Source organism: Haladaptatus paucihalophilus DX253, assembly GCF_000376445.1.
In the GTDB taxonomy this organism is placed as follows: domain Archaea; phylum Halobacteriota; class Halobacteria; order Halobacteriales; family Haladaptataceae; genus Haladaptatus; species Haladaptatus paucihalophilus.
The window spans coordinates 268670-281539 of sequence record NZ_AQXI01000001.1 but is presented as its reverse complement, the minus strand read 5'-3'; the positions used below and the strand labels follow the sequence as shown (position 1 = coordinate 281539).

Sequence of the window (12870 nt, the reverse complement as noted above, 5' to 3'; positions counted from 1 at the left end):
AGGGGGACGCTGTCGGAGCTCCGTTCCGACTGAACTCGCGTTTATCGTGGTCGTCTGTGCAGGCAACTATCTGCGCGTGCGGTGCGGAGAGCGCGGATATCCTGCACAGCGATCGGGGGCGGGCGGGGGCTTTCGCGGCGGTCTGATTCCCCGTGGTTGCAATCACACTCCAGACAAACACTCCTCGGAACAATCGGACATCCCGCTGGTTGGATGCGCAGGCTCTACGAAGCCCAAGACATCCTCCCCAATTTGAGGCAATATTTGCCGCAACACTCCTCGTCACGACCGGTGCTATCGAAGGTCGAACTGGAGGGGGGAACCATGAGCGATACCGAATCAAGCGAAAGCGGAGCGCACGAACACCACGAACACCACCACGACGTTGAGGGGCCGGGCTACGCGACGCCACAGGCCGCCATCGAGGAGGCGGAGCGCGAGACGGTTGCGTACGTACCGTCGTTGTACGTCGGGACGGACGTCGATGCACCCGACTTCCTGTCGGTCGTGGACGTGAACCCGGACTCGGACACGTACACAGAGGTCATCGACCGCGTGGAGATGCCGAACAAGGGCGACGAACTACACCACTTCGGCTGGAACGCCTGTTCTTCGTCCTGCCACGTCGAGGGGCTGGAGCGACGCCACCTCGTCGTTCCCGGTCAGCGGTCGTCGCGGTTGCACATCATCGACACGAAGGACCGCGAGAACCCGGAAATCGTCAAAGTCATCGAGCCGGAGGAGGTGTACGAGTACGACCTGTCCGCGCCGCACACCGTCCACTGCATTCCCGACGGGGAAATCCTCATCTCGATGCTGGGGAACGAGGACGGCGACCTGCCGGGTGGCTTCCTCGAACTGAACGACGACTTCGAAATCGAGGGGCGCTGGGACCCGCCGGGCGAAATCGAGATGAACTACGACTTCTGGTATCAGCCGCGGCACAACGTGATGGTCTCCTCGGAGTGGGCCGCGCCGAAGACCTACTATCCCGGCTTCGACTTGGAAGACGTCGAGGCGGGCAAGTACGGTCACAAACTCCACTTCTGGGACTGGGAACGGGGACAACTCCAGCAAACCGTCGACCTCGGCGAGGAGGGGATGATTCCGCTGGAAGTCCGGTTCCTGCACAGCCCGGAGGCGGCCCACGGCTACGTGGGCGCGGCGCTCTCGTCCAACATCTTCCACTTCTACGAGCGCGAGAAGGAGTGGTTCGCGGAGAAGGTCATCGACATCGAACCGCGCGAGCACGAGGACTGGGACATGCCCGTGCCGGGTCTCATCACCGACCTCCTCGTTTCGATGGACGACCGCTACCTGTTCTTCTCGAACTGGTTGCACGGCGACGTGCGGATGTACGACGTGAGCGACCCGTCGAACCCGCGCCTCGCCGACCAACTCTGGGCGGGCGGGTTGTACGGCCCGCGCCACCCGACCGGCGAGGACGACAGACCGGTCGTCGCGGGACCGCAGATGCTCCAACTCAGCATCGACGGCGAGCGCCTGTACTGGACCACCTCGCTGTTCTCCACGTGGGACAACCAGTTCTACCCGGAGGAGGGCGAGAAGGGGTCCGTGATGCTCAAGGCCGACGTGAACCCGCGGAAGGGGACGATGACGCTGGACGAGGATTTCCTTGTGGACTTCGGCGAGATGCCGAACGGTCCCGCCCGGGCGCACGAAATCCGGTGGCCCGACGGCGACTGCACGAGCGACGTGTGGCAGTGACGGAGCGCGACGGAACGGCCGCCGAACGCGACGGCGACGGCGACCGCCATCGCGTCGAACTTCGGTGGCGCGGAGGCGGAACGGAAACCGTCCGCGCCGCGGCCGCCGAATCGGTGCTGGAAGCGGCCGAGCGAGCGGACATCGGCCTGCCGTTCGGCTGTCGAACCGGCGCGTGTGCCACCTGCACCGGTCGTCTGCTGTCCGGGAAAATCGAACACGAGCGCGAACCCCGGGCGTTGAAAACGGATTCGCTGGCGGACGGCTACGTCCTGCTCTGTATCGCCCGCCCGAAGACGGACTGTCGAATCGAAGTCGGGACCGACGTTCATTCGGACCTCGTGACGAATCCGTGGAAGTAGGTGGAGCGCGGCGGGGCCGTGGGGGAGGCGCGGAACGTTCGACGCTCGCGTTCGGCGATTGCAACGGAATTAAACCTACCACTCGTTTACAATTGGGGCCGAGGCGGGGGCATTTATATCGGCGAGGTCACACGTTGTGGTATGGATGACGATATCACGCGCCGTGCCCTCGTCGGCGCGATACTCGGGGGAACGGCCGTCGGCGGGTCGCTCTCGCCCGTTCGGAGCTACCTCCGGCGCTTCGCCCCCTTGAGCGGGTCGGCGTGGGAGAGCGCGACGGACGACGTGAACGAGTCCGTCGAAAGCGAGTACGGGTCGGCGAAACTCCGCTACGACGAGGACGGCGTGCCGAACATCACGGCCGAAACCGAGACAGGACTCTACTTCGCGGTGGGCTACGCGCAGGCCCGGGACCGGCTGTTTCAACTCGACCTACAGCGTCGGTTGATGCGCGGCCAGGTTGCCGCCGTCGTGGGCGGACTGGCGGCCGACTCCGACGAGTTCCACGTCCAGATGGATTTCGCGGGCGCGGCGGACGCGACGTGGGACCACATCGCCGATTCGGAACCGGAGGCGGCGGAACCCGTCCGGGCGTTTTCGGCGGGCGTGAACGCGTACATCGAGAACGAACCGCTCCCGCTGGAGTTCGGCCTGCTGGAGTACGAACCGGCGCGGTGGACCCCTGAAGACACGATGCTGTTGGAAAAGCAGATTTCGTGGACGCTGACGGGGAGCTTTCTCCCCCTCCGGCGCGCCAAGGTCGCCTCCGCGCTCGGCCCGGACGCCGCGACGGACCTCTACCCCGAGCGACTGGACCACGACTCGCCGATTATCCGCGGGAAAGACGAGGGGAAGGCGAACGAGGGAACGACGGCGAACGATATCTCCCGACGGAACGAGGCGACCGACTCGGAAGCAGTCGGAGCGCCGTTGCTCGATTGGCTCGGCGGCTTCGAGCGCGACCACGGCATCGGGTCGAACAGCTGGCTCGTCTCGGGGAAACACACGAAGAGCGGGGCCCCAATCGTGTCGAACGACCCGCACCTATCGCTGATGGCTCCACCGGTCTGGTACGAGATGAACCTCGAACAGGGCGACATGCGCGTCCGCGGAGTCACGTTTCCGGGCGTCCCGTTCGTCGTCATCGGCGAGAACCACGCCGGAGCGTGGGGGTTCACCAACGCCGGTGCGGACGTCATCGACTTCTACCGGTACGAAACCGACGGGAATCGGTACCGCTACGATGGTGAGTGGCGCGAGTTCGAAACCGAGGAACGGGAAATCGAGGTCGCCGACGGCGAAAACAGGACGGCGACGGTTCGAAAGACGGTCCACGGGCCGGTCCTCGAACGCGAGGGCTACCGGGTCGGCGTCGCGTGGACGGGCCACACGGCGACGAACACGACGGCGGCGATCCGCGAGTACGCCAGAAGCGACGGCGTTGAGGATTTTCGCGCGGCGACGAGGGGATTCGACGAACCCACGCAGAACCTCATCTACGCCGACCGGGACGGCAACACGCTCTACTACGTCACCGGGAAGATTCCCCGCCGAACGGTGGACGGCGAGGAGGTCCGCGGCGACCGGATTTTCGACGGCTCCGCTGGAGAGGGCGAGTGGAAAGGGTTCGAACCGTTCGGCGTCTCGTCGTGGGAGGGGTTCGTCCCGTTCGAGGACAAACCGCACGTCACCGACCCGGACCTGATAGCGACCGCGAACCAGCGAATCACGGACGACCCGTACCTCTCCGAGGGGTACTCCAGCCCCTATCGCGGCCAGCGAATCTACGAACTGCTGGACGAGAAGGCGAAAGCGGGGGCCATGGACGTGAAAACGATGGCGGAGATTCAGGACGACACGCTCGACAAACGGGCGGAAACGCTCGTTCCGACGCTACTGGACGCCGCGGGAGGGGCTGACGGCCTCGAATCGGCGGTTCAAACGCTGTCGCGGTGGAACTACCGGATGGAACGCGATTCGGAGGCCGCCTTGCTGTTCGTCCACTGGTTCGACGCCTTCCGCGAGGAGGCGCTTTCGGACGCCTTCGATGAGGCCGGGTTGGACGAGGACTACTACCCCCGCGATTGGGTGCTGGCGCACCTCGACGGCGAGCGCTGGTTCGGAAGCGAGGGGCGACAAGTGGCGATGGTCCGCGCCCTCCGAACGGCGTCGGAGAAGGTCGCGGAGGGCGACGACGAGGTGTACGGGGATTACAACACGACGGAAGCCATCACGCATCCGTTCGACCAGTCGTTCCTGAACTATCCCGTGCTTCCGACGGACGGGTCGAGTCACACCGTGAACAACTACCGGAAGGACTCCGCGGTCGGCAGCAGTTGGCGGATGATCTGCCCGATGGGAGGCGACTCGAAGGCCATCGTCCCCGGCGGCAACTCGGGCGATTACTTCTCGGACCACTACCACGACCAACTCCGCCGATGGGCGAACACGGAGTACAAACCCCTGTCGCACGAGATTCGCGGCGACCTCGCCGTCGAATTCGGAGGTGACGAATGAGCCGACTGAACCGACTCGACGCGCTCCGGGCGAATCCGACCGCGAGACTGTCGTTCGTCGCCGTCGGTGCGGTCGTCGGACTCGCCCTCGCGTGGACCCACTGGCTCGGCCTGTTGGTCGGCGGTGCGCTCATCAGCATCCCCGCGCTGACACCGAAACGCGGCGTGCTCGCGGGATTCGGCTTCGGCGTGCTCGCCCTCCTCCTCTTCTCCGGCCTGCTCGCGCTCCACGGGTCGTTCAGCCACGCCCTCGGTATGGGGCAAATCACCGCGCTCACCGCGGCGATTCCGCTGGTTCTCGGAACCGTCGGTGGGCTGGCTCGGTCGTTGGCGTAGGAACTCCTTTTCCCCCACTCAGGCTCGCGCCAGCAGTTGCACCCACGAGTCGGTCGCATCGACGCTGGCCGATTCGACGGTGAACCCCGCGCTGTCCGCCATCGACCGCAACTCATCGGGTCGGTAGAGCGTGAACCGCCGTCCGTCCTCGTCGTACACGTCGCCGCTCATCTCGCCGTCGCCGTGTTTGACCGAGAGGAGGCAGACGCCGCCGGGTCGGAGCACCCGACGGAACGTTTTCAGCGTGCCGAGAGCGTCCTCCCGCGGGACGTGGAGAAACGACGCACAAGCCCACAGGCCGTCGAAGGAATCGGACTCGAACCCGAGCCGACGCATGTCCATCCGCGCGAAGTTGGCGGCAGGGGCGACCTCCCGCGCCGCCCGGAGGAAGTTCGGCGTGAGGTCGATGCCGACGACCTCGTGACCGCGCTCCGCGAACGTCGCCGACTCCCACCCGGGACCACAGCCCACGTCCGCGATTCGAGCGCTCCCCTCGGCCACTCCCTCGACGGCCGTCAGAAATCGCTCGGCTATCCCCTCGACACCCGTTCGGTCCGCGTGCAGTTCCCGATACTCGTCCGCGACCGATTGATAGGTCGCAATCGTCTCCGGGTCCGTCATCGTTCGGTTCGGATGACGGAAAGCATCGGTTTAGTTGTCACTGTTGGAGGAAGTAATCCGGATACGGCAGTTACGACTCGAAGAAGCGATAGTGGAAGAATGCACCGGACGGGATTTGAACGACGCCGAGACGTTCCGGGTCGCTCGGGGAGAGTTCACCTCTCCCCTGTTTTCGTTTCGCTCCTTCGTCGCTCACGAACGCACGCTTCCCGGGCGTGCGACTCGTCTACTTCAAATCCCTCGTGAATTTCCTCGCTTCGAAACCGACCGACACAGCAAACTTGCCGCTCGGAGAGTAGCGCTCGGAAAATGCACCGGACGGGATTTGAACCCGTGCCATGAGCTTGGAAGGCTCAGGTCCTGCCACTAGACCACCGGTGCGTACTCTCACTCCGTTCCGAGTACGCACCGAGGCTCGCAAATCCGAAGGATTTGCTCACCACCGGTGCGTTCGAATACGAGTGTACTCCTGAATTGTGCCCCCCGGCTTAAGGGTGTTACTGTTTTCGCCCGCGGACGACGGCGTAACAGTTCCCGCTGGAGATGGACACGTCGTCGGAAACGAGGGCGCTCTCGTCGAGGTCCTCGCGGAACTCGTCGGGCGAGTAGATGTGGTAGAACCGCGGCACCGTCTCCCCGCCGGGGAGCGTCCAATCGACGGTCGTGTCGAAGCCCTCTTCGCGGTCGAATTTGTCGTGAGCCGTGCTCCACGCGCTGACGAGCGCGGTTCCGTCGGGTGAGAGCACGCGGGCGAGTTCGTCCAGACTGCCGACGCGGGCCTCGCGGTTCGGTAGGTGGTGAAGCGTGGCGACGTAGACCGCGAGGTCGATGGTGTCGTCGTCGAGCGGAATCCGGGCCGCGTCGCACTGCACCAGTTCGAGGTCGAAACCGCGTTCCGTTGCCCGTTCGCGGGCCTCGACGAGGAGGCCCGCGCTCACGTCCGCGCCGATGACGCGGCTGGCGTGTCCGGTCAGCAGTTCCGCGTGCCTGCCGTTGGCACAGCCGAGGTCGAGGGCCGTGGTGCCCGCTCGACCGTCGAGGAACGATTCGACTTCGGGCCACGCGTACTCCCGCGTCTTGGCGAAGTGGCCCGCGATGCGGTCGTAGGTCGCCCGTACGTCGTGACTCGTCGGGTTCACAGTCGAACTCTCGCGCCGGGGGGTAAATCTCCTACGGGTAAACCAGGAACTCGATGAGTAGGAAGGCGACGTAGGAGATGGCCAACATCGCCGTCGCGTGCTTCGCGCCGTCGCGTACCGTTCCCTCGCCCATCTTCCCCGCGACGAACCCGGAGACGACGGCTTGGACGAGCGCGGTGTGGAAAAAGACGATGGTGTAGGCGTGAATATCCACCGCCGCGGCGTTCCCGAGGCCACCGACGCCGACCGGACCACCGGCCGCGTTTCCGGCGGGAAGGTCCTGGAGCGCGGGAACCAGGATGGCCGAAAGCGCCCCGATGATGACGAGGAAGACGAAAAACGAGAGGTAGATGATGATGAGGTAGGTCTTCATCTCGTCCTCGCGCTGGCGCTGGAGCCGTCTCGATTCCTGTGCGTCGTCCGCGGCGATTCGAAGGACGCGCCCGATGTCGCCGCTGGCGTGCATCGCGTTCGTCACGAGCGAGACGACCCGCGTGACGGTCGGCGTGTCGATTCTGTCCTCGACCCGTCGGAGCGCGGTCGCGGCGTCGGTTCCCCACTCGATGTCGCGCGACATGCGCTCTAACTCGTCGTTCAGCGCGCCGAGGTCGCTGTTCGTCACCCGTCGAACGCTCTCGACGACCGTCATCCCCGCCTCGTTGAGGCTGGCGAGTCGGTCGAGCATGTCGGGAACGGCGGCCTCTATCGCTTTAACCCGGCGACGGTACGCCCACTGAACGACGGCGTACGTCCCCAAGACGAACAGCGCGGCTTGTATCACGACGCCATCCACGGACGCGGGCGTCGCCGTCCCCGCCGCGAGGTCGGGGAAGACGCGAAGCACGACGGAGAGGAGTGCGAGCGGAACCGTCACGTACAACAGCGTATCCGGGTTCCGGCGGACGGTTCTGAACGGGTCCTCGAGGCCGTCTCGAACGTCCTTGAATCGGTCGTAGGCCGCCAATCGTTCGACGTTGGTCGGGGTGGTTCCGCCGTCGCTCACCGTGCGTCCGGCGTCCGGGTCGGCGACGCGCCGGACCGTCGGAACGGTGATACTCGGCGTCGTCCTCGACTCGCGGCTGATTCGAAGCGATTCCGTGATGCTGTCGAGATACACGACGAATCCGACGTTACCGAGGGGGATGAGCAGATACGCCATCAGATAGAGGAAGTCGAGCGTGTCGGCGACGCCCATCAGCCCCATGATGACGAGGATGGTGATGAGCAGGAGCGGACCGACGACGAACAGCGAGACGTACCCCTCTGCGAGCACCGAGAGCAGTTCGAGAAACGCCTCCTGTTCGGCTTTCGCGTCCCGTTGATAGCGCTCGTACTGCTCGCTTAGATACGTCGGAAGGCTCTGGCCGCTCTGGAGGACGCTCGCCAAGTTCTCGCCGAAATCCTCGAACTTCTCGCTCGGCGACTGGCGCGACATCTGCTTGATGGCGGTCAGCACGTCGAGTCCGAACAGGTCCATGGCCTTGACGCCGACCCCGACCTCCGCCGCCGCCTCGCCGTACACGTCGCGGTTCCGCGCCAGCGTCCGCATTATCGCGGGCATTCCCATCCCGCTCCGGGAGAGCGCGTAGGTGAACGCGACCGTTCGAGAGAGGCTGCCGTCTATCTTCCGGGCGCGGGCGTTCCCCCGGTAGGACGGCAACTCCCAGCGAAGCCAGTACGTCAGCGCGCCACCGAGGAGGCCGACCGTCGCGCTGCTGAACACGAGCAGGACGAACAGTTCGCCGAGAGTGAGCGAGGGGACGACCACGAGATTGGCGAGAAACTGCAACCTCGCCGGGAGTTCAGCACGGAGCGTCGCCGGGGAGACCGAAAGGACGGCCAACACGAGTCCGACGACGTAGATACCGATGATGCTGCCGGAGATGGTGGCCAATGTGGTGTACACCCACGTTTTCGACGCGTACAGTCGGTACGTCTCCCCGACGTGCGCCGCCCGCAACAGCTCCTCGCGGCGGTTCCGTTTCCGCCCGCCGTCGCGGACGTAGCTGCCGAAGAGCTGTAGCGAAACGCGGGTGACGGTTCGGTACGCCGTCCTGCTGACTGGCGAGAGGGCGACGGGCGCGAGAAACGCGAGCGCGAGGACGAGCGGGACGAAGTTGAGCAGACCCATCAGTCGAGCTCCGCGACGGCCGAGTCGGTGCTTTCCCTGACGTTCGAAACGACGGTCTCCGGGTCGGCGTAGTACTCGTTGACCATCGCCGTAAAGCGCCGATAGTCGGAGATGCCGTTCTCGCGGAGATACTGGAGGACGAGTTTCCTGTCGCGGAGTTCGGTGAGCAGTTCTGACTGCGACCAGCCGTGGTCGCGTCGAATCTCGTCTAGCACGCCGCTGTCGCGTTTGCGGAACGTGTCTTTGCTCGGCTCCCACGAGAACGTGGTCGTGTAGTCCAGATCGCCGGTTCGCTGGTCGATGCCGTTGATTTCGGCGAGCGTCTGCGTCCGCCGCAATCGCTCCTCGCCGACGTAGGTCAACGACTGAATCGAGAGGATGTCGAGCGATTGTATCATCGCCCGCGGCACGTTGATGGGTTCGTTTTCGAGGCGGTTGATGACCGTCTGCACCGAGTCGGCGTGCATCGTCGAGTAGGTGGTGTGACCGGTGTTCATCGCCTGAAAGAGCGTCATCGCCTCCTCGCCGCGGACCTCGCCGACGACGATGTACTCGGGGCGGTGACGGAGGGCGGACCGGAGCAGGTCGTACATCGTGATGTCGGTTCCCTCGTCCAACCGGTCGCGTGTCACGGACGACAGCCAGTTGTCGTGATACAGCGTCAACTCCCGCGTGTCCTCGATGGTGAGCACCTTCGAGCGCGGCGGGATGAACATCGAAATCGCGTTCATCGAAGTCGTCTTGCCGGACGCCGTGCCGCCCGCGAAGATGAGCGACTTGTTGTTCTCGATGGCGAGCCAGAGGTAGGCCATCTGGTCGAGGTTGAAGGTTCCGTAGTTCACCAGGTCCACCGGCGTAAACGGTTCGTCGGCGTACTTTCGGATGGTGAACGCCGACCCTCGCGGCGTCACTTCCTCGCCGAGGGCGAGTTCTGCGCGGCTGCCGTCCGGGAGCGTCGCCTCGACGACCGGTTCGCCGACGCTGACGTGCTGGCCGGACTGCTGGGCCAGACGGACGACGAGGCTGTCGAGTTCGTCCTTCGAGTAGACGACGTTCGTCCCGATGTCGTTGTACGTGTCGTGGTAGACGAAGATGGGGAGGTCGTAGCCGTCACACGAGATGTCCTCGATGTGCGGGTCGTTGATGAGCGGGTCGAGTTTACCGAATCCGCGAAACGAGCGAAAGAGGTAGTAAAACAACCGGTAGTAGGTCGCGGCGTCCACCTCGACGCCGTACACTTCGAGCAGTTCGCGCAGTTCGTCGCGGAGGACGGTTTCCGCCGTCTCGTCTCCCATCTCGCGGCGGTAGATGAGCGACTCGCGCAGGTCGGAAAACAGCCGCTCCAGCAGTTCGACTTCGACGTCATCCAACTCGGGTTCGACGACGTGATACAAGTGTTCGTTCGCCTCCGGGTCGTAGTTGATGGAGACGAACGCGAACGGCGCGTTCACCCAGTATCGCTCCACCTCTTCGTAGCCCGGCACTCCGGTGAACGTGATGAGCGACCCGTGGGTCGCCGGGTCGTAGTCGCCGACCGAGACGGTCGAACCCCGAAGCATCTCCGCCGTGCGCCGAATCGTCCGTCGCCACTCACGGACGCGAACGGTCAGTTCGTCTATCGATAACTCCGACATGTTTGTTCCCTGTCTCTCGTACGGGTGTTTCGAACGTCGGTCCCCGACCGACACGCGTCCGCACGTGAGAGACGTGTGTTCGTCACGCTCATTGGAGTGGGAGTACTTAAATCAATGGCCGGACAATTTCAGTTTCGATAGATATGTTGGGAGAGAGAAAATGTTGGTGACATAATGGTCTCGTTTCGATATATGGCGTTACGTTCATGAGACGCGAGAACGTAGGTTCGCGTACGGAATGAGGCGCGATTATTTCACACTGAACGTCGAAAATATCGACTGGGTTGAAGCGGACGGGACGCCCCGCAAGCCGACGGTAATCATCGATTTCGAGGGACCGTCCGCAACGCTCCGTGAGCGACTTACCGGACCATCCGACGAACTCCTCGATGCGAGCGAAACGGACGTTACTTTCCGACTCCAAGCCAGTCTGGACGACCCGACAGCGACGGGCGTGGTGAGCGTAACGAACCGAACGACGGGCGATTTCATCCTCGAACTCAACGAGGACGCGGACGACGTGCTCCGATTCATCCGGGCGGCCCGTGCGTACGGCGACGAAACGGACGAGTCGAACGGACGCTATCACGTCGATATCGCCATCAACGGCGACCACGTGGTCGAGTACGACAAGAGCACGTTTCTCGTCTACAACAGCGAAGGCAATCTGTTGCGCCAACACAGCCTCATCCCGAGCGGCGTCGAACTGTAACCCACCCTTTTCGCGCCTTCAGAACCACGGAGCGATGACGCCGGTCATCACCGCGACGATGTAGAGGCCCGCGATTGCTGCAAGGACGATGATGAGTCCGATGAGGTAGTCGAACAGTCCGTTCGGCGTCGTCAGCTTTGGCATGTTCATGTCAACCGCTACGACCTTGGTCGGCATATCGTTATTGGGGGTAAAACGGAATCGCGGGAACCTAAGTACCAGCGTGCGAACCCCCTCCGTATGAATTTGTTCGGAACTGCGGGTATCCGTGGTGATGTCGTCGAGCGAGTGACGCCCGAACTCGCTCTCGCCGTCGGACGGGCCGCGGGACGACAGGCGGAAGAATTCGTCGTCGCCCGTGACGGACGCGAAACGGGCGCGGCGCTCGCCGCCGCGATGGAAGCGGGACTCGAAAGCGCGGGGGCGACCGTTCGCCGTGCGGGACAACTTCCGACCCCTGCGCTCGCGTTCGCCTCGCAGGGTCGTCGCGGCGTCATGCTCACCGCGAGTCACAACCCATCGACGGACAACGGCATCAAACTCTTCGACGACGGACAGGAGTACGACCGGGCCGCGGAACGCGCCGTGGAAACCGGCGTCGAGGACGAGGAACCACCCCGTCCGTGGGACGAGTGGGGAAAGAGCACCAACGAGGACGTCATCGACGCGTACCGGGATGCGGTTATTGAGTACGCACGCGAGTACGGTGCGCCACTGAACGGCGTCCGCGTCGCGGTCGATTGCGGCAACGGGATGGCGAGCGTGGCGACCCCCCAAGTGCTTCGGGCGCTGGGCGCGACCGTCATCTCGCTCAACGCGAACGTGGACGGTCACTTCCCCGGCCGACCGAGCAAGCCGACGCCCGAGACGTTGACCGACCTGCGTTCGTTCGTCGCCTCGGACGATTTCGAATTCGGCCTCGCCCACGACGGCGACGCGGACCGTATCGTCCTCGTCAACGCGGACGGCGACGTCGTGCACGAGGATACCGTCGTCGCACTCCTCGCGGAACACTACACGTACGCCAGCGACGCCGAGGACCCCGTGGTGGTGACGACGCCGAACGCCTCGGCGCGAATCGACGAGCGCGTCCGGGCGGCCGGTGGTCGCGTCGAGCGCGTGCGCCTCGGTGCGCTTCACGAGGGCATCGCGGCGGCCCTCGAAGAGGGCGACGACGGCACCGAAGTCGTGTTCGCCGCCGAACCGTGGAAACACATCCACACCCAGTTCGGCGGTTGGATAGACGGCGTGGTGAGCGCGGCGGTGCTCTCCCGACTCATCGCGGACGCCGGTGGTGTGGAAGCGCTTCGGGCCGATGTGACCGAACGACCCTATCGAAAGGTGAGCGTCGATTGCCCCGACGCGGCGAAGACCGGGACGATGGAACGCGTCGAGACGGCGATTCCCGAGCGGTTCCCCGACGCGACCGTCGAAACAGAATACGGGGTCCGTGCGGAACGGGCAGATGGCTCGTGGGTGCTCGTTCGACCGAGCGGCACCGAACCGTACGTCAGAATCTACGCCGAGAGCGAGACCGTTGACGAACTCGTCGCCGAGACGAAAGACGTCGTAGGGAACGCCGTATCCGCTGCAAAAAAGTAACCGTCAATAGCCTCCTGTCCGTTATTTTTCGACCTTTCAAGCGTGAAGCGACGCGTTTATCACAAATTACCCGTCTGGTTACGCATAGATGA

At 64.2% G+C, this 12870-nt stretch carries 12 protein-coding genes and 1 tRNA gene; 6 read left to right on the top strand and 7 right to left on the bottom strand.

What is annotated here, in order from left to right; translation table 11 throughout:
- The first annotated feature begins 324 nt into the window (after positions 1-324).
- From B208_RS0101610 to B208_RS0101595, 4 genes are all read left to right on the top strand, one after another.
- Positions 325-1728 carry a selenium-binding family protein gene (locus tag B208_RS0101610; RefSeq protein WP_018128659.1) on the top strand — a complete coding sequence of 468 codons (1404 nt, stop codon included), beginning with the start codon at positions 325-327 and terminating at the stop codon, positions 1726-1728.
- Positions 1725-2087, top strand: a complete 363-nt coding sequence (locus B208_RS0101605; protein ID WP_007978735.1) for a 2Fe-2S iron-sulfur cluster-binding protein — start codon at positions 1725-1727, stop codon at positions 2085-2087. The genes B208_RS0101610 and B208_RS0101605 overlap by 4 nt, the downstream gene beginning before the upstream one ends.
- 141 nt (positions 2088-2228) lie before the next feature.
- On the top strand, positions 2229-4604 hold the full coding sequence (locus B208_RS0101600) for a penicillin acylase family protein (RefSeq protein ID WP_007978734.1): 2376 nt from the start codon (positions 2229-2231) through the stop codon (positions 4602-4604).
- On the top strand, positions 4601-4939 hold the full coding sequence (locus tag B208_RS0101595) for a hypothetical protein (protein WP_007978732.1): 339 nt from the start codon (positions 4601-4603) through the stop codon (positions 4937-4939). Before B208_RS0101600 ends, B208_RS0101595 begins: the two co-directional genes overlap by 4 nt.
- A gap of 18 nt (positions 4940-4957) precedes the next feature.
- On the opposite strand, the gene B208_RS0101590 is transcribed toward B208_RS0101595, so the two are convergent.
- From B208_RS0101590 to B208_RS0101565, 6 genes are all read right to left on the bottom strand, one after another.
- Positions 4958-5560 carry a class I SAM-dependent methyltransferase gene (locus tag B208_RS0101590; protein ID WP_007978730.1) on the bottom strand — a complete coding sequence of 201 codons (603 nt, stop codon included), beginning with the start codon at positions 5558-5560 and terminating at the stop codon, positions 4958-4960.
- A gap of 70 nt (positions 5561-5630) precedes the next feature.
- Positions 5631-5756 carry a hypothetical protein gene (locus B208_RS24870; RefSeq protein WP_007978728.1) on the bottom strand — a complete coding sequence of 42 codons (126 nt, stop codon included), beginning with the start codon at positions 5754-5756 and terminating at the stop codon, positions 5631-5633.
- Positions 5757-5870: 114 nt separating this feature from the next.
- A tRNA-Gly gene (locus B208_RS0101580) sits at positions 5871-5941 on the bottom strand.
- A 116-nt stretch (positions 5942-6057) separates the two neighbouring features.
- Positions 6058-6699 (bottom strand): class I SAM-dependent methyltransferase, encoded by a 642-nt coding sequence (locus B208_RS0101575; RefSeq protein WP_007978727.1) that lies wholly within the window; start codon positions 6697-6699, stop codon positions 6058-6060.
- A 31-nt stretch (positions 6700-6730) separates the two neighbouring features.
- Positions 6731-8830, bottom strand: coding sequence for a type II secretion system F family protein (locus B208_RS0101570; protein WP_007978725.1), 2100 nt, complete (start codon positions 8828-8830; stop codon positions 6731-6733).
- Positions 8830-10464, bottom strand: a complete 1635-nt coding sequence (locus B208_RS0101565) for a type II/IV secretion system ATPase subunit (RefSeq protein WP_007978723.1) — start codon at positions 10462-10464, stop codon at positions 8830-8832. Before B208_RS0101565 ends, B208_RS0101570 begins: the two co-directional genes overlap by 1 nt.
- 238 nt (positions 10465-10702) lie before the next feature.
- Here B208_RS0101565 and B208_RS0101560 point away from each other — a divergent pair, with 238 nt between their 5' ends.
- Positions 10703-11176, top strand: a complete 474-nt coding sequence (locus B208_RS0101560; protein WP_007978721.1) for a DUF5793 family protein — start codon at positions 10703-10705, stop codon at positions 11174-11176.
- 18 nt (positions 11177-11194) lie between these two features.
- Here B208_RS0101560 and B208_RS24865 read toward each other — a convergent pair whose 3' ends face one another.
- A complete protein-coding gene (locus B208_RS24865; protein ID WP_264781515.1) occupies positions 11195-11326 on the bottom strand; it encodes a hypothetical protein in 132 nt (43 codons plus the stop codon).
- 90 nt (positions 11327-11416) lie between these two features.
- Here B208_RS24865 and B208_RS0101550 point away from each other — a divergent pair, with 90 nt between their 5' ends.
- Entirely contained in the window at positions 11417-12778 is a 1362-nt protein-coding gene (locus B208_RS0101550; RefSeq protein WP_007978717.1) for a phosphohexomutase domain-containing protein, read from the top strand.
- Positions 12779-12870: the final 92 nt, after the last annotated feature.

What these genes read in the sequence shown, in the direction of transcription:
- B208_RS0101610 (WP_018128659.1), top strand. Translation starts at nt 325, where the DNA reads ATGAGCGATACCGAATCAAGCGAAAGCGGAGCGCACGAACACCACGAA.
- B208_RS0101600 (WP_007978734.1), top strand. Translation starts at nt 2,229, where the DNA reads ATGGATGACGATATCACGCGCCGTGCCCTCGTCGGCGCGATACTCGGG.
- B208_RS0101595 (WP_007978732.1), top strand. Translation starts at nt 4,601, where the DNA reads ATGAGCCGACTGAACCGACTCGACGCGCTCCGGGCGAATCCGACCGCG.
- B208_RS0101590 (WP_007978730.1), bottom strand. Translation starts at nt 5,560, where the DNA reads ATGACGGACCCGGAGACGATTGCGACCTATCAATCGGTCGCGGACGAG.
- B208_RS0101570 (WP_007978725.1), bottom strand. Translation starts at nt 8,830, where the DNA reads ATGGGTCTGCTCAACTTCGTCCCGCTCGTCCTCGCGCTCGCGTTTCTC.
- B208_RS0101565 (WP_007978723.1), bottom strand. Translation starts at nt 10,464, where the DNA reads ATGTCGGAGTTATCGATAGACGAACTGACCGTTCGCGTCCGTGAGTGG.
- B208_RS0101560 (WP_007978721.1), top strand. Translation starts at nt 10,703, where the DNA reads ATGAGGCGCGATTATTTCACACTGAACGTCGAAAATATCGACTGGGTT.
- B208_RS24865 (WP_264781515.1), bottom strand. Translation starts at nt 11,326, where the DNA reads ATGAACATGCCAAAGCTGACGACGCCGAACGGACTGTTCGACTACCTC.
- B208_RS0101550 (WP_007978717.1), top strand. Translation starts at nt 11,417, where the DNA reads ATGAATTTGTTCGGAACTGCGGGTATCCGTGGTGATGTCGTCGAGCGA.